General features: G+C 39.5%; 13 protein-coding genes. 4 read left to right on the top strand and 9 right to left on the bottom strand.

All coding sequences use genetic code 11. From position 1 onward, the window contains the following. Positions 1 to 586 precede the first annotated feature (586 nt). Positions 587 to 715, top strand: coding sequence for a hypothetical protein (locus QNH43_RS04320; protein ID WP_255256698.1), 129 nt, complete (start codon positions 587 to 589; stop codon positions 713 to 715). Between the two features lie 148 nt (positions 716 to 863). Here QNH43_RS04320 and QNH43_RS04315 read toward each other — a convergent pair whose 3' ends face one another. The 5 genes from QNH43_RS04315 to QNH43_RS04295 form a co-directional block, all read right to left on the bottom strand. Further along, positions 864 to 2,387, bottom strand: coding sequence for a sodium:solute symporter family protein (locus QNH43_RS04315; protein WP_283916921.1), 1,524 nt, complete (start codon positions 2,385 to 2,387; stop codon positions 864 to 866). Further along, complete coding sequence (locus QNH43_RS04310; RefSeq protein ID WP_076367727.1) at positions 2,384 to 2,584, bottom strand: DUF3311 domain-containing protein; 201 nt, start codon at positions 2,582 to 2,584, stop codon at positions 2,384 to 2,386. Before QNH43_RS04310 ends, QNH43_RS04315 begins: the two co-directional genes overlap by 4 nt. A gap of 12 nt (positions 2,585 to 2,596) precedes the next feature. Further along, positions 2,597 to 3,784, bottom strand: coding sequence for a M20 family metallopeptidase (locus QNH43_RS04305; protein ID WP_283916920.1), 1,188 nt, complete (start codon positions 3,782 to 3,784; stop codon positions 2,597 to 2,599). Positions 3,785 to 4,006: 222 nt separating this feature from the next. Next, positions 4,007 to 5,308 (bottom strand): helix-turn-helix domain-containing protein, encoded by a 1,302-nt coding sequence (locus tag QNH43_RS04300; protein WP_283916919.1) that lies wholly within the window; start codon positions 5,306 to 5,308, stop codon positions 4,007 to 4,009. Positions 5,309 to 5,695: 387 nt separating this feature from the next. Then, positions 5,696 to 7,000: a helix-turn-helix domain-containing protein gene (locus QNH43_RS04295; protein ID WP_283916918.1), complete on the bottom strand. Its 1,305-nt coding sequence runs from the start codon at positions 6,998 to 7,000 to the stop codon at positions 5,696 to 5,698. 484 nt (positions 7,001 to 7,484) lie between these two features. Between QNH43_RS04295 and QNH43_RS04290 the strand changes: the two genes are divergently transcribed. From QNH43_RS04290 to QNH43_RS04280, 3 genes are all read left to right on the top strand, one after another. Further along, positions 7,485 to 9,014 carry an AbgT family transporter gene (locus QNH43_RS04290; protein ID WP_076368026.1) on the top strand — a complete coding sequence of 510 codons (1,530 nt, stop codon included), beginning with the start codon at positions 7,485 to 7,487 and terminating at the stop codon, positions 9,012 to 9,014. 119 nt (positions 9,015 to 9,133) lie between these two features. Continuing rightward, positions 9,134 to 10,393 (top strand): amidohydrolase, encoded by a 1,260-nt coding sequence (locus QNH43_RS04285; RefSeq protein ID WP_283916917.1) that lies wholly within the window; start codon positions 9,134 to 9,136, stop codon positions 10,391 to 10,393. A gap of 36 nt (positions 10,394 to 10,429) precedes the next feature. Beyond that, positions 10,430 to 11,836: a M20 family metallopeptidase gene (locus tag QNH43_RS04280; protein WP_283916916.1), complete on the top strand. Its 1,407-nt coding sequence runs from the start codon at positions 10,430 to 10,432 to the stop codon at positions 11,834 to 11,836. A 444-nt stretch (positions 11,837 to 12,280) separates the two neighbouring features. On the opposite strand, the gene QNH43_RS04275 is transcribed toward QNH43_RS04280, so the two are convergent. The 4 genes from QNH43_RS04275 to QNH43_RS04260 form a co-directional block, all read right to left on the bottom strand. Next, positions 12,281 to 12,802, bottom strand: coding sequence for a P-loop NTPase family protein (locus tag QNH43_RS04275; protein WP_283916915.1), 522 nt, complete (start codon positions 12,800 to 12,802; stop codon positions 12,281 to 12,283). Positions 12,803 to 13,015: 213 nt separating this feature from the next. After that, positions 13,016 to 14,074, bottom strand: a complete 1,059-nt coding sequence (locus tag QNH43_RS04270) for an alkene reductase (RefSeq protein ID WP_283916914.1) — start codon at positions 14,072 to 14,074, stop codon at positions 13,016 to 13,018. A 230-nt stretch (positions 14,075 to 14,304) separates the two neighbouring features. Next, complete coding sequence (locus tag QNH43_RS04265) at positions 14,305 to 15,732, bottom strand: MDR family MFS transporter (protein ID WP_283916913.1); 1,428 nt, start codon at positions 15,730 to 15,732, stop codon at positions 14,305 to 14,307. Between the two features lie 73 nt (positions 15,733 to 15,805). Continuing rightward, positions 15,806 to 16,378 carry a TetR/AcrR family transcriptional regulator gene (locus QNH43_RS04260; RefSeq protein WP_283916912.1) on the bottom strand — a complete coding sequence of 191 codons (573 nt, stop codon included), beginning with the start codon at positions 16,376 to 16,378 and terminating at the stop codon, positions 15,806 to 15,808. Positions 16,379 to 16,519 lie beyond the last annotated feature (141 nt).

Below are 16,519 nucleotides of genomic sequence, written 5' to 3'. Positions count from 1 at the left end.
ACTACTGCAAGTATATTAAAAATAAAGCAGCGATCTATGTAATTTAAACCTCTTGATTGAACTTATGATAAAATATCCTCTATTTCCAAGATTCCCTAACAATTATTTTGTTTTATCTCCATAATCAGAACTTTCAATAGTCAACACAGCCCTTTTGAACGCTTTGTCTGTATAAAACCCCTAAACGAAATGAAAATTCGCTTTGCTGGTTCCTGATCGATAAGCTTGGAGGTCTGACAGCGTTTTAAGAATTTGACTCAGCCCTCTGTGTCTCTATTCTAACCAACCTGACTTGAAATGCAGCTGAGTCCCTTTTTTTATCATCCTTACTGAGCTATCGCTTACTGCCCTAGAGTTGCAGTGTGTAAGAAGTGCGTTTCCACACTGCATCTTACGGGTCATGTTTTGTTCTTGTTGTACGTCAAAAATATTTTTTCACCTATCTATTTAAAGAAAGGCCATTTTCGGTTTTTATCTTTGAAATAATGGTTGAATATCACTTGAATTAGATGTTCTTTTCAAGTGATAACATAAGTTCACCAAAAAGGGACAAACTGTATTTGAAAAAAGAAAGGAGATGTGAGACATGACAAAAAAATTCAATAAAGGCAGCCGTAATCAAAATTCACCGCAATTACACGGGCAAGCTCCTGTTAGTGGGGACAACAGTAAAGGAAATAAAAGAAATAAAGATCAAAGTTCCAAAACAGAGTAATTAAAAGAAACAAACCGGCCATATTCAGACCGGTTTGTTTCTTTTGTTTCCAAAAAGTCCAATTCATTATCGGCGTTATCCGAACTGTAAATAGCGTCATTCGTTTTTTCATTATCATATCGGAAGTGAAATTATTAATCATGTTAAGTTATCTATTTGATTCTTTTGGTATTGGAACCTTATGCCCTTCCGTTGTCGTCTCCAAATTATTGACACCTTGATGAGTATAATGAATGTTTTTTGTCATAAGGCTTACCACCACCAAGACTACGATATTAACAAATAGGGCAATAATCCCTACATTCATGTCTTTAATTGCTTGAGGAAGATAAGGAAATAGTTGACTGATTTTTATGTTCCCCAGTTCCATAATAGAGACTAGAACTCCTCCTGTTATTATCCCGGCAAATGCTCCATGTTTGGTTACAAAATTCTTTCTCATCAAACTTGCGAAAAAGGCAGGAGCAAGTTGTGTAATGAAATTATAAGCGATTAAGGCGAGACTAAAGAGGGAATTTCCACCTTTAAAGGTCAAGTAAATCCCTACGAGAGAAATTAGGGGAACCAAGTATTTTACCAATTTTGCAATCTGATTTTCCGTTGCTGATGGAGTGAATACGCTATATATATTTTTTGCAAGCAATGTTGATATTGACATCAACAGCATGGAACTTGGCACTAAAGCTGCTAACACGCCAGTTCCACCAATTAAGCCCACAAACCATGGATCAAAATCCTGTTTAGAAAGCTGCAGCAAGATTTGATCGGCTTCGCCGCCTTTTAATCCAGGCATCTGTAAGATCGCTGCAAATCCAACAAAAAAGGCAAACAATAAAATCAATTGGTATAGTGGCATTAGGATTGCGTTTTTCCGTAAAGCTTTTTCGCTAGAGGCAGCATATATGGGAGAAAAGCCGTGCGGCCACATATAAAATCCAATAGAGCTTAATATAACCGTGGATATATACCACGAAACGCTCATTCCCTGATCTGGAAGTATGGTATAGTTCGGCTTTGCATTTTCAATTGCCTCATACATAGGTTGAAGACCGCCATAATAATGAAGAGGGAAATAAACTCCTAAAAATACGACAATGCCAAGAATCAGAATATCCTTCAAAATAGCTGTCCTGGCAGAGCCATGAATACCGGAAACCATTACAAAAATGGTCACACCAATTGCTCCGACCCAAATGGCAGCTGTAGAAGAAATAGCCCCATAGGATGTTGCTGAAACGATATATCCTAACCCCTTCAATTGCAGCACTAAGTAGCAAGTACAAGCTACAACACCAATAACCGCAACAAGCACACCAAGATAAGGACTTTGATATTTTTTTACAAAAAAGTCAGATTGGGAAACTAATTGGTGTTTCTTTGCATACCTCCAGATAGCAGGAAATGTCCAATAGGAGATGACTGTAGCCAGGCAGCCATATGATACGATACTAAAGATGGAACCCCCTTCCCCATAAGCAGATCCACTCGCACCCAAAAAGGTAAAGGTAGTATACATTTCACCAGCGGACAAGAGGAAAATCAATAGGGCTCCCATCCCGCGTCCTCCAACCGACCATTGTTCCAAGTTCATTTCTTTCCCTTTTTTAGCCTGAATACCTATCAAAACAGAAATGACGAAAAAAAACAGGATAAAAAAAACGGCAATATTCATCTTGAATCTCCCTTCTGATTAGCAGGATCCAGTAGATAGATAATCCCCATAATACCTGTGGTCAGCAAAGACCAGAGTACAATCCAAAAGTGAAAAAATGGCATTCCCAGAACATAGGGAGTCACTTTATTTGTAAACAAAGCGCCTACTATAAAGCCAAGAAAAGGGATAACTCCGAGCCAATATATTTTTTTCATCCTCTTAACCCCCTAGTATGTTAGATTTAACATTTTCAAAGTCCCATGAACAAATAACTTCACCCCATTTTGTAAAGCCTGTTCATCGAAAGTGAATTTTGGATGATGGTGAGGATAAATAATCCCTTTTTCTTCATTACGGGCTCCTATTACTATATAAGATCCCGGAACCACTTTTTGAAAAGCAGAGAAGTCTTCACTTCCCATAATTGGTTTTAAAATCTCTCGACTTTCTTCACCAAATGCTTCACAGATCGATTCGTCCATCAATCTGGTAACTTCTTTATCATTAATGGTAGGAGCATAACCAAACAGATAATCGAATTCATAAGTGGCTCCATGCGCTTCGGTAATTCCTTTTACTATGCGCTCGATAAAATTCGGGATTTCTTCCCGTAGTTCTGGATTGAAGCTTCGAACCGATCCACCAATGCTTACACTACTTGGAATGACATTAATCGCACTTCCCGCATGGAACTGGGTCACTGAAATCACAAGGGCTTCCTGGGCATCCCGATACCTCGAAACAATATGCTGGAGATTCGATACAACCTGTGTTCCAATTGCTATGGGATCGACGGTAAGTTCAGGCTGTGAGGCGTGCCCCCCTTTCCCCACAACGGTAATGTTAAAAGTATCAGCTCCAGCCATCACCGGACCGTAGCCCAAACCAATTTTCCCTAAAGGAAGAGTCGACAAGAGATGGGATCCAATGATCATATCCACTCCATCTAGCACACCGGCTTTCACCATTTCTTGAGCTCCACCGGGCGGCAGTTCCTCAGCATGTTGAAATAAAAAGCGCACCTCCCCTTTAACTTGATCCTTTAACTGTGCAAGAATTTTTGCTGTGCCAAGCAGCATCGCCGTATGCCCATCATGTCCGCAAGCATGCATAACTCCTGAATTCTGTGACACAAAGTCAAAATCATTCTCTTCTTCAATTGGAAGCGCATCCATATCTGCCCGCAATGCAATAACCTTCCCAGGCTGCTGACCAATCAAACGAGCCATAACACTCGTCTTTGTCGGACGTGAAATTTCCAATTCACCAAAAGTTTGCAGCTTTTCATAAACAAATTGTGCTGTTTTTTCCTCCTGAAAAGAAAGCTCCGGATACTTATGTAAATATCTTCTCCAAGCAACCACTTCATCTTTAACAGCCTCGATTAAATCATGAATCATTATCGTTTGAGACATCCACTACAACCCCTTTTTCATTCAATTTACATAACAGCCCTTAATTTAGGATAGTTTAAGGAAAAAATTCCTTAAATAGAGTATAATCTCCCTCGGTTTTTATTTCAATATTTTTCGAAAATTCCAAACTGTTTTAAAACCTTAACAAATTCCCATGTTTTACAATAAAATGAAACACAGCATTAAGCAGAAATAAAAAGGCACCCCAATTATGGGTGCCTTTTATAATAATCGATAAATTTTACTCGGCCTTCCACGAGTGGCGTTAGCCTCTTCCCCAATGCATTGTGCCAAATCAACTTCGCACATATCTGCAACAATTCGCCGTACATTGCGCTCTGTCATTTCAAGATGTGTCGCTAAATCCTTTGTAGTAAAATCACTCCAGCCCATTCTTTGAACGAGAGCCGATATTTTCTTATACGTTTTAACACTGATATTTCCGTTTTTCAACTTTTCTATAAGGAGTTTATCGTGGGAACGGGTATCATATTGCAGTTCTTTCTTTTTTCCTGGTGATTCGATAATTTTTCCATCATCTTGAATAATCACGATTTCACGCTTTTTCATCCCCTTCGAATGTTGAATAGCACGAAAAGCATTGATTTCCGCTGAATAGGCAGTCTCGCCGAAGCCAATTCCGACGGTAACGGGTGTATCTGCTTCAAAGGCCAATTTTTGAATGGTATCTTCGAGAGTGATGATTTCTCGTTCAATTGCGCCGCGAGAACTAAAGATCATGTACCTTCCATTCCCTTTCTCTGAAAAGGAGCCATTTATTTTTTCTCCAAGTTGAATCAACATTTCTTTTAACCGAAGCTCCAAGTACTGTAAATGATAAGGAGTTTTCATTTCCTCTGCCACTTTGTTAAAGTATTCGACTTCAATGATTTCAACTCCGATTTGTGTATCCTTAAAGTAGGATGTCTTTACTTTTTCAGAAAGAATTCGAAGCGTTTGCCGCACTTCCATCTTACTAATCGACATACGGTAGGCTGGAATTCCCTTTTCCCTTAAAGCTTCACACACTGATGGAAAACAAGAAAAAGCTCCTTCTGTCTTTCCCTTATTCCATAAGTTTAAGTGAAAATGCAACAATTCATCCGTATCAACATCCAATTCATCAAACACTTTCGTATAAATCCTTTGGGTTTTTATATTCAACTGGGACAAAGCTTCTTCGCTAATATTATTTGAGGACATAGTATCAATACTTAGATGCTCGATGATTTTCCCTTGATCGTAAATCATTTCTAATAAGGATTTATAAAAACCTGATTCCGTGGCTGGAACATGGACCATTATTTTATCTGTACCTAGTGTCTTTTTGGCGATTTCATAGGGAAGTGGACCAGAAAAAAGCCATGCATGCACGTTAGAATCATGTTCCTTTACAATATTCTCTACCTCTTCTGTCTTCGCATAGGGCAAAGAGATGAATTCCAACTCATGTTTATAATCTTCTGCCAAGATTAAAATTTGTTCTATAGAAGTTTTTAGACCGACCAGTCCGATTTTATACATCCAGTAATCGACTTCCTTTTATAATCTGTAATAGATTCATTGTTCTTTGTAGAATAACCTAGTTTAATCTAAGTCATGATATCGTAATCCTAATTCTTCTGCTGTCTAACTATTGCTTAATTTGCATTGAGTCATGATTATCAGTTGTTTAGTTACTCTTATCGTATCAGTTGCAAAAAGAAAAGAGTCATAGCAATGGTATATATAGTTGTATTCATACCCTCGCCAAACTTTTCTCTTTTGAATCATTTTATCATGCAACACTTTTATTCGTGAACATCTGCTCTTAGGAATTATTATACTATCCTGACCATTACAATAAAAAAGCTGCCTCAATGACAGCTTCCCTCGAATTTCATTTACGTGTATACCAAGAACGTCGGGGTGTTACTTCTTTAACATATAAATTTTACGAGGTCTTCCCCGTGGTGATTGAAGTTCTTCCCCTTTGTACTCCACTAAACCGCTATCACTCAAACTACTCATAATTCTCTGGGCATTTCGAACGGTCATGGATAAATGAGAAGCTAAGTCTGAGGAAGTGAAGCCGTCCCAGCCCATACGATCAACCAATGCTTCTATCTTTTTATACGTTTTTACACTAATGTTAGCCTGATTCAATTTATCTAGCAGTTCTTTATCATTAGAACGGAAGGTATATGCCAATTGTTCTTCTTGACCTACGGATTCAATCATTACACCATCTTCTTGGATAACGACAATTCCGGAACTGTCTTGCTTCTTCGAATGACGGATCGCCTTGCGGGCATTGATTTCTGCAGATGCAGCCGTCTCACCAAAACCGATACCCACTGCAACTGGGACATCCATTTCAAGGGCCAGTTGTTGAACAGTACTTTGCAAGCTGCCAATTTCCCGTTCAATTGCCTTTCGTGAACTAAATATTTGATAGCGGCCGTTTCCATTTTCGATGAGGGATCCATCTAATTTTTCGCAAAATGCAAGTAATGTTTGTTTAATCTTAAGCTCCACATGCTGCAGATGGTAACGAATATTAACCTCGTCAACAAATTGGTCGAACTGATCAATTTCAATGATTTCTACACCAATTTGGCTATCCTTGAAATAAGTACTTTTTGCTTTTTCAATCAAAATCTTGACCGCTTGCCGAATTTCCATCTTTGTCATATTTATTTTGTAGACAGCAACATTCTCTTTCTTCAAGGCCTCATATACAGATTGTAAAACGGTTAGGACAGCATGTATTTCCCCTTCCCTCCACAATTGAAGATGAAATTGAACAATTTCTTGATAATCATATTGTTCATCAAATGTTTTTACATAAATATGTTCGGTGGAAATCCCCAGCTCTTGTAGCGACTCATGCAAAAAAAAGTCTTCCAATCGAATCATATCGATGGATAACTTATCGAAAAAATGTTTTTGATCTGCAGACATTTGTAATAAACATCTATATAAACTAGATCCTACAGGAGGACAATATGTAAAATTGGCCTCTGAATCCAACATTCCTTTTGCTATTCTATAAGGAACTGGTCCAGAGAAAAACCAACCATTCACTGTACTTTCGTGATTTTTTATAATGTCCGTTACCTCACGTGCATCTTCATATGGAAAATCAATAAAATCTATTTCATGTTCAAATTCATTAGTAACATCCCGAATTTTCTTTATAGATGAAAGTGGACCTACAACCCCAATTTTATACAAGTTTATTTCACCCCTACATCATACTATTAGTTTTATTATATCAAAATAACCAACCCTAACAGGGAATAAAAAAATGAGCTCCAACTATAAAAGCATGTAAAGCACCTTTTGATAAATAAATGGTGCTACTTAATATGGTTTCTTATCTATCGTGAGTTCAAGAGTGGCAGGAGTTATTGAATCAAAGGTTTCGAATCCCATTGTTCATTTCACAAGAATTACCAGAAAATAATTTCCCTTTTTTCTGAAAATTTTATTGAAATAGATTATTCTTAATTATATAATACATTTAACGAAAATAGCGTTAAATATTCGTTAAATAAAAAGTATATTGGAAGGAACTAATGAAGTTCACAAAGGATGAAAGACGGTAATTTGAGTTTAAGGCATGTTTAGAGAAAAAGTTTATAAATGGAATGGTGCAAAACGCACAAACTACAAATGGAAGAAGGTTTAGGAGGAGAATGTAATGGAACAAAAAGTTATGAAAGATACAACTAATCTTCAAAATCATAAAACGGGTGGTTTTTTCAATCGAGTAGAGCGAATAGGAAACAAGATCCCCCACCCCTTTATCTTATTTATTTATATGATTGCCTTTTTATTTGTTGTAACCGCTCTCTTATCAGTCTTCCATGTTTCGGCATCGGACCCCATAAGTGGAGAGAAAGTGGAAGTTCAAAACCTCTTAAGCCGTGAAGGCATCCAATGGATTTTGCCGAATATGATTAAAAACTTTTCCGGCTTTTTACCACTGGGATCGATTTTAGCTCTTATGCTAGGAGTAGGATTAGCGGAAAAAGTTGGATTGTTGGAAGTTTTGATTCGGAAAATGTCGTTAAAAGTCTCAGGGAAATACGCTAGTTATTTAGTTGTATTTGTTGCCTTCTTTAGTCATGTTTCTTCTGATGCTGCGCTTGTTATCATGCCTCCCCTTGGTGCTTTGATTTTCCTTGCTGTGGGACGTCACCCTGTTGCTGGGTTGCTCGCTGCCATCGCTGGGGTTGGTTCGGGTTTCACTGCCAACTTATTAATCGTCACAACAGATGTCTTGCTTTCAGGAATTAGTTCGGAAGTGGCGAAAGGCATGAATGCAAATTTGACCGTTAATGTTACGGATAACTGGTTCTTCATGGCGACTTCCGTTCTCGTACTCACGGTAGTCATCTCCTTGATTACAGATAAATTTGTCGAGCCTCGCCTAGGAAAGTATGAAGGTGGCGGTCAGCATAAAAAACTGGAGCAATTAACTAAGCAACAAAACAAAGCACTCCTGGCTACAGGTATTTCAGCATTGATTTTTATAGCTGTTATGGCCGTTCTAGTCGTTCCAGAAGGAGCTCTATTGCGAAATCCAGAAACTGGAGCCATTCTCCCCTCTCCATTCATGTCTGGAATTGTCGCAATCATCTTACTCTTCTTTTTTACAGTTTCTATTACTTATGGAGTTAAGGTGGGAGCAATCAAGAAACAAAATGACATTCCGGAATTATTGGTGGACCCAATTAAAGGAATGGCTGGATTCATCATTATGGTTTTCCCGCTTTCCCAGTTTGTCGCTTGCTTTAACTGGAGTAATATGGGTAAATTTTTGGCTTTATCCATCACAGATCTCTTGGAACAGCTAAACATAGAAGGTGCACCTGTCCTAATTGGGCTAATGTTCTTATCTGGACTTCTTTCCATGTTCATTGCCAGCGGATCTGCAATATGGTCTATATTGGCACCCGTTTTTGTCCCAATGTTCATGGTATTAGGCTATCATCCTGCCTTCGCCCAAATGTTGTTCAGAGTAGCAGATTCATCTGTACTGCCATTGGCACCTGTATCTCCATTTGTCCCACTATTCTTAAGTTTCTTACAAGAGTATCGAAAAGATGCAAAACTAGGAACTTATTATTCTCTAATTTTGCCTTATCCGATTATCATCTTCATCATTTGGACGCTATTGGTAGTCGTTTGGTATTTCCTTGGCCTCCCAATTGGTCCCGGAGTATATCCGAAATTACCATAATTTAAAAATTCTCAAGCGCCTCACATGCCCCTTATCCGACTTGAGGGGCTGGGCTGCTTGGTCTGGACACCAAATCGTATTATTTGAATGATCATCAAATGAATTAGGAGTGAAACGAATTGGATATTATTTCTTTAAGACGTGATCTTCATCAACATCCAGAAGTTGGCTTTACGGAATTTCGTACTGCTTCAAAGGTAGTAGAAGCACTAACTTCTCTGAAATATAACGTGATATTTGGAAAAGATGCTTTAGATGGTGATTCTCGCCGTGGAGTCCCCCCGATAGAAGTATTGGAGGAAACATTTAATAGAGCATTACAAGATGGCGCCAACCCAAAAATCCTCCAAGAAATGGAAGGTGGATATACTGCTGTCATTGGTATTTTAAAAGGAAAAACTGATGGTCCGACCGTAGCTTTCCGCTTTGATATGGATGCATTGCCTGTTACGGAAAGTACTGATTCCGACCACTTCCCGCAAATGAACGGTTTTCGTTCCAAATATGAAGGGAATATGCATGCCTGTGCACACGATGGCCATACAGCAATTGGCTTGGGACTTGCTGAAAAATTAGCGGATGGGAATTTTTCAGGAACGGTAAAGCTTATTTTTCAACCTGCTGAAGAGGGAGTACGCGGTGCCTATTCAATTGTTCAAAAAGGGATATTGGATGATGTGGATTATTTATATTGTCTGCACCTTGGCACAGATGTCCCCCTAGGAGAATTTCATGGTGGTTCTTCCGGCTTTTTAGCAAGTACGAAAATGGCTGCCCATTTTCATGGGGTATCTTCTCATGCAGGTGCTTCTCCGGAAAAAGGGAAAAATGCTTTGTTAGGAGCAGCCACCGCATTATTAAATATACATGCCATTCCAAGATTCAGTTCAGGCTCTACCCGCATAAATGTAGGTATTCTTAACGGAGGAACAGCCGCTAATATTATTCCAGCGCATGCAAAGATGGTCATTGAAACCCGTTCTGTATCCGAAGAAACAAATGCTGAAGTGGAGCAACGTGTTCGAAATATCGTGGCTCATAGTGCAGGTATGCATGAGCTCGAACATGAAATTGAAATCATAGGTCAAGCCATTACGATTCGTTGTGATCAAGAACTTGTCGAACTGGCCATGGAAGAAGCCATGAATGTAGATGGTTTTTCAACAATCAAAGCATACAGGGAATCCGGTTCTGCCGGTAGCGAAGATGCAAGTTTTATGATTCGAAGGGTACAGGATAATGGCGGGAAAGGGACATATATGATTATTGGGACTGATATTCCTGCACCACATCACCACCCTAAATTTGATATTCAAGAAGAAGTTTTACCAAGGAGTGCAGAACTTTTGAATCTAATTGCAAGACGCCTATTAAAATAATTCTTCAGAATATATATAGGAAGGAAAGAGTGTAAAATGACACATGTAAATAGATTATCGGAAATCATTGAACAAAAAAAAGAAAAATTCATTGAAGTCAGTGACAGTATCTGGAATTTTGCAGAAACACGCTTTGAAGAATATCAATCTGCTGAATTGCTATGCAGCACGTTAGAAAATGAAGGATTTTCTGTTGAAAAAGGTGTTGGAAACATAGAAACGGCATTTATCGGTAGCTTTGGGAGCGGTAAACCTATTGTGGCAATCATGGGAGAATTTGATGCTCTGTCAGGTATGAGTCAAAAAAAAGCTACGGCTAAACAAGAGCCAATAGTACAAGGTGAAAATGGCCATGGATGTGGTCATAATTTACTTGGTACGGGATCCTTAGCTGCAGCTGTTGCAGTGAAGGATTATATGGAAGAGAATCATATAAATGGGACAGTTCGTTATTATGGATGTCCAGGAGAAGAAGGCGGATCAGGCAAAACCTTCATGGTCAGAGAAGGTTTGTTCGATGACGTTGATTTTGCTTTTTGTTGGCACCCATTGGATGTTAACGGCGTTATGTCGATGGATTCGCTTTCCAATTTCCAAGTGTATTATAAGTTTAAAGGCAAGAGCTCTCATGCAGCAGCATCACCACATTTAGGACGGAGCGCTTTAGATGCCGTAGAACTTATGAATGTTGGCGTGAACTATTTAAGAGAGCATATTATTCAAGAAGCAAGAGTCCATTATGCAATAACGAATTCAGGTGGATTATCGCCTAATGTTGTCCAGCAAGATGCAGAAGTTCTTTATTTATTACGAGCTCCGGAAGTTTCGCAAGTTCAAGATATTTACTTGAGAGTTTGTAATATTGCTAAAGGAGCTGCCCTTATGACAGGAACTGAAGTGGAAATCGTTTTCGATAAGGCCTGTTCCAATGTTATCCAAAACAATGTGCTGGAATCCGTCATGTACAAGAATTTTGAAGAATTAGGCATCCCACAACACGATGATAAGGAAAAACAGCTTGCCAAAGAAGTCCGCGCCACCTTAACCGAACAAGAAAGGAACAGTACAGTCAATCCTTTTAAAGATAATCAAGATGATGCTTTGGCAAATTGGTTAGAACCCATTGAGGGCTTCCAAGCGCCATTAACAGGGTCCTCGGATGTGGGGGATGTTAGTTGGATCGTTCCTACTGCCCAATGCACGACAGCTTGTTTTGTTCTTGGGTCACCTTTGCATAGCTGGCAGTGGGTTACACTGGGATCAACATCCATTGCCCATAAAGGAATGCTTCATGCTGGAAAGGTTATTGCGGCAACTGCAGTAGAAGTACTTCAAAATCCTGAATTAATTGAAAAGGCAAAAACGGAGCTAAAAGAACGATTAAAAGGGAAAAGCTATACCTCACCTATTCCTCAAGATGTAAAGCCTTTAGTTAAAAGATAGACTAGATTGGTGTGTTGCTGTAATCGTCAATTGTCCGTAGCTATATGGTAATTTAGTTCATGGAAACTTATGATGTATAAAAAGGGCTCGGGAAACTTATCTTTCAGCAAATGACGTTCCCAAACCAGCACCTTCAACTCCTCAGGCATGGTTTCTATCTATATGTTAGAACAAAGTTGATTGGAGAGAAAGGTGCGAGCGCGTCTAGGGGAGACCCCACAGGCACATGCCGAGGAGGCTCCCCGACCGCCCGCGGAAAGCGAGTTTCTTGAGTGGAAATCAACTTCCAAATTGTACAAGCCATAAAAAAACTGTGGCAAACTCGGCTTCTTCGAATTTGTCTACAATCTCAGGGATCTTCGATTGAAAGGTCCCTTTTCCATTTTGGCTTTATATTAACTCTCGGAAATATCTAAGTGTCATAAAAATTAATGGGGAAAAAGCTTATCCCTTCATATTCAACAGATATCCTTCAATATCGTGCTTGCTTTTTAATATAACTATTAGCTTTTCAGGGTGGCTCTTTTGAAGATCTGCAAATCTCATTTTCATTTCTTTCTTGCGAGGAAAGTAGGTGGTCATGATAAATTTAACAAACTGCCAGTCTAATTTTTCATTGCAGCCTTTACCCATATCAGGTCTTGTTTTACCTAGATAAGATAACCAACGTTTTATAACACGGTAAAGGCAAACACGGAGAGGAAGTTCTAAATAAATGATCGTATCGGCTAGCTCCGAACGTAAATTAAAAGAATTACTATAATTGCCTTCCATTATCCACCTGTCATGACTCAATACTTCCTTCTGAGCAGAAATAAAATCCTCTAAAGGAGCTTCCACCCAGCCTGGCCTCCAGTAGAATGTATCCAAATGATGTACTTCGATATCCAAATTATCTCCAAGTCTTCTTGCAAAAGTAGATTTTCCGACACCCGCGGACACTCCGATAACCATGATACGTTCCATTTATATACCAGCTTCCTCACTTTATTAATTGAAATAACCAGTAAGTCTACCAAATATATATAACCTTTTTAACTACCTCCTTCCTTTGCACTTCCCTTTAGTTCCATAGAAAAGGCGACCCTTCTTGAATGAAGAATCGCATCAGTTATGGAAAAGGTAGTATGGTTAATGCTAGGTCCTGTCAATGAACAAGCCTGACTTATATTTTATCTATTAAATCAGTTGCCCTAAATGTTGCTTCGCCTCGTAATCAACAAGTTTTTCATCCTGCTTAATTCGTGCCAGATAATCCGGGTTGGCTATAAGCGGACGTCCAATCGCCGCAACGTCAATAATGCCTTTTTCCAGTGCGGCTTCTGCGGTTTCAGGATCTAGCCCCCCTACACCAATTATGATTCCACCCCAGTGGCTGCGTACCAATTCATGCATCGTCAATCCTCTTGCAATCGGTTTGGTAAATTCCATCGTGGATGGGTGAATCATTTTGACTCCTGTTTCATTGAACGCTTCAATAAATGTTTGGATCGCTTTTTCAGGGTCTTCCCACATATAAGAAGGCTGGTCAATTTTCAAAGCCGAGAAACGAATGAGGGTGCGCTCCACTCCAACAGCATCAATAACTGCTTTTAGCACTTCCTTCATAAAAGTTAGACGCTGTTTTAAATCACCACCGTACCGATCGCTCCTTTTATTGGAGGTGTCAGAATTGAACTGGTCTATTAAGTAGCCGTGTGCACCATGGATTTCAACACCGTCAAAGCCAGCATCCATTGCATTCTTTGCAGCTTGTTTATATTGGTTCACAACTTCTGCAATATCCGTCTCTGTCATTTCTTCAGGAATGTCAAAAGGTTTACCGAATCGTGAAACCTTACCTTCTGCACCGATAGGTGACGGGGCCTGCGGAGGAAGTCCTCCTGCAATTTCACGGTGGCTTGCACGGCCCACATGCCAGATTTGCGCAATAATCGTTCCACCTTCTGCGTGCACTGCTTCGGTTACTTTTTTCCACCCATTGATTTGCTCTTGAGTATATATTCCGGGAACCCCAGGATTGCCCTTTGCTCTTGGTGAAATCACTACACCTTCAGTAATGATAAGCCCGATTCCATCTTGTGCCCGTTTTCGGTAATATTCTACGGTCAGGTCATTCACAACACCCGTTTCGTTATCGGCAAACGCCCGTGTCATAGGAGCCATTGCCGTTCTTGTTTTTAAATTCCAAGCACCTATTGTTACGGGTTCAAACATTTTGGTTTTCTTTGCATTCATTTGAATTCCTCCTGTTAACCGCTTTACCTGAGCTAAATTTTAGTAACTATTACTGTGTAAGATTATCCGATAAGTGGTTGGTTTTCAAATATTTCACTCTGTCTTTAAAGCTTTTGATAAAATATGGGAATAAAGTCCAATAAGAACGTTATTGCTTTTTTCCAAACAAAAAGCCAGACAGAGAAAATCTTTCCCCTGCTGGCTATTTAACTTTTTTCATTAATATCTTATTAGTCTCGTGCTGTCCTGATAAAAAGTGACACGATCAAACCAATGATTGCAAGGACAAGACCGAATATAAAGGCATCTTGAACACCTGCAGTCAATGAACCGCTGATGGCCGATGGATCGAACGGATCTTCTGCATTTGCCATATAATTTTTTTGGGATGCTGACATGATTGTAATGGCAACGGTTGTACCGATGGCCCCCGATACTTGCTGCAATGTATTCATTAAAGCCGTTCCATCCGGATAAAGATTTTTCGGCAGTTGATTCAGACCATTTGTCTGGGCCGGCATCATGACCATCGAAACACCAATCATAAGGAGAGTATGCATGACGATTACCATAATGATCGTCGTTTCAGTCGTTACGTTCGTCAAAGTCCATAACATGGCAATCATGATAATGAAGCCTGGGATCACTAACCCTTTTGGCCCGAACTTATCAAAAATGCGCCCAGTAACCGGAGACATGATACCATTAAGCACTCCACCCGGTAATAGTACAAGCCCAGCAGAAAACGCAGCTAATGCAAGACCGGTTTGCAGGTATAACGGTAAGAGAATCATGGATGACATGATGATCATGAATGTGATGAAGACGGTTATTAACCCTAACGTGAACATCGGGTATTTAAAAACGCGCAAATCAATCATCGGTTTATCCATGTTGAATTGCCTCACAGCAAACAGGAATAGCGCTATAAGTCCAACAATGATCGAAGATAGAACTATCGCATTGCTCCATCCTTGCTCCCCGACAATACTAAAGCCATAAACAATTCCCCCAAAACCGATGGTCGATAAAAGAATGGATGGTACATCGATTTTAGGTTTGGTGATCGTTGAAACGTTTTGCATATACTTAAGACCGAATAGTAAAGCGATCACAAAGAACGGCAAAGACACCCAGAAAATGTAATTCCACTTTAGGTTTTCGATAATCAAACCTGAAGCTGTCGGTCCGATAGCTGGGGCAAACATGATCACCAGCCCCATCAATCCCATCGTTGCTCCCCTTTTATGAATAGGGAAAATCAATAAAATGGTATTGAACATGAGAGGTAATAAGAGACCCGTTCCGATAGCCTGGATGACACGGGCTAGCATCAAGATGCCAAACCCAGGTGCAATTGCTGCAATGAGTGTCCCAATGATGGAGAACACCATTGAGGCAATGAATAATTGACGAGTATTGAACCACTGAATCAAGAGTCCCGAAACGGGAACCAATATCCCCAATGTTAATAGGTAACCCGTTGTCAGCCATTGCACAGTGGCAGGACTGGCATTGAATTCTTGTATTAAATCCCCCAGCGCCATGTTTAATGCCGTCTCGCTGAATAACCCAATGAACCCAGCAATTAAAAATGCAATTAATATAGGGGTCGTTCTAATGACTGGGTTTTGTTGCTGTGTTGCATTTGCAGACATAAAATAATTCCTCCAATTACTAACTGTTCGACCTAAGCTTAAGATAATTTTTCCGCATGACTTATTTATTTATTTATTTATTTATTAGCAATAATGGTATCTGTTCCGCAATGGCTTGGAGAGGTTCCCCGTTTTTCGCCGTTAAGGATAAAAGGATACCGCCTTCGATTAAAGCATTGATTACGATACTCAATTCTTTTGCCCGTTTCTCACTGAATTCCGCCTCGAGTAATTTTTTCACATATATGGATTGCCAATCTTCTATCGCTTCTTGACAGGCCGTTCTTATCTGCTCACTCGTCGTATATGTTTCCGCTGCAATCGTCCCGATTGGCAGTCCTAATAGATTATCACTATCACCAAATACCTCGGATAAATGAAAAATATGAGACTGAATGGCTTTTATAGGGTCTTCAATTTCATCAAATCCCCGTTTAATTTCATCTATCACGAATTCTTTTGTATGGATAATCGCCTCGATCGCCAATTCTTCCTTGCCTTTCGGAAAATAATGATACAGCGAACCTTTTGGGATACCACTTTCCTCAATAATGTCCTTGAGCCCTACACCGTAATATCCACGTATCCGAAAAAGTCGGGAAGCAGCTTCAATAAGAATGTCTTTCGAGTTTCGTTTTTCTGCCATAGCTGGATCACTCCTTGAAATTATATCAACCGGTCTATTAGAGACTATACTTGTATATCATTGTTTTGTCAAAAATGACAAAGCCTATGAATGGAATATGCTATTGAATTTGATTGTAAACAAAAAGAACACCTCATAATG

The organism is Peribacillus simplex (genome assembly GCF_030123325.1).
GTDB classification, from domain to species: domain Bacteria; phylum Bacillota; class Bacilli; order Bacillales; family DSM-1321; genus Peribacillus; species Peribacillus simplex_D.
The sequence above is the reverse complement of the archived record's forward strand: the minus strand, read 5'-3'. Positions and strand labels throughout refer to the sequence as shown.

What these genes read in the sequence shown, in the direction of transcription:
- QNH43_RS04320 (WP_255256698.1), top strand. Translation starts at nt 587, where the DNA reads ATGACAAAAAAATTCAATAAAGGCAGCCGTAATCAAAATTCACCGCAA.
- QNH43_RS04315 (WP_283916921.1), bottom strand. Translation starts at nt 2,387, where the DNA reads ATGAATATTGCCGTTTTTTTTATCCTGTTTTTTTTCGTCATTTCTGTT.
- QNH43_RS04310 (WP_076367727.1), bottom strand. Translation starts at nt 2,584, where the DNA reads ATGAAAAAAATATATTGGCTCGGAGTTATCCCTTTTCTTGGCTTTATA.
- QNH43_RS04305 (WP_283916920.1), bottom strand. Translation starts at nt 3,784, where the DNA reads ATGTCTCAAACGATAATGATTCATGATTTAATCGAGGCTGTTAAAGAT.
- QNH43_RS04300 (WP_283916919.1), bottom strand. Translation starts at nt 5,308, where the DNA reads ATGTATAAAATCGGACTGGTCGGTCTAAAAACTTCTATAGAACAAATT.
- QNH43_RS04290 (WP_076368026.1), top strand. Translation starts at nt 7,485, where the DNA reads ATGAAAGATACAACTAATCTTCAAAATCATAAAACGGGTGGTTTTTTC.
- QNH43_RS04280 (WP_283916916.1), top strand. Translation starts at nt 10,430, where the DNA reads ATGACACATGTAAATAGATTATCGGAAATCATTGAACAAAAAAAAGAA.
- QNH43_RS04275 (WP_283916915.1), bottom strand. Translation starts at nt 12,802, where the DNA reads ATGGAACGTATCATGGTTATCGGAGTGTCCGCGGGTGTCGGAAAATCT.
- QNH43_RS04270 (WP_283916914.1), bottom strand. Translation starts at nt 14,074, where the DNA reads ATGAATGCAAAGAAAACCAAAATGTTTGAACCCGTAACAATAGGTGCT.
- QNH43_RS04265 (WP_283916913.1), bottom strand. Translation starts at nt 15,732, where the DNA reads ATGTCTGCAAATGCAACACAGCAACAAAACCCAGTCATTAGAACGACC.
- QNH43_RS04260 (WP_283916912.1), bottom strand. Translation starts at nt 16,378, where the DNA reads ATGGCAGAAAAACGAAACTCGAAAGACATTCTTATTGAAGCTGCTTCC.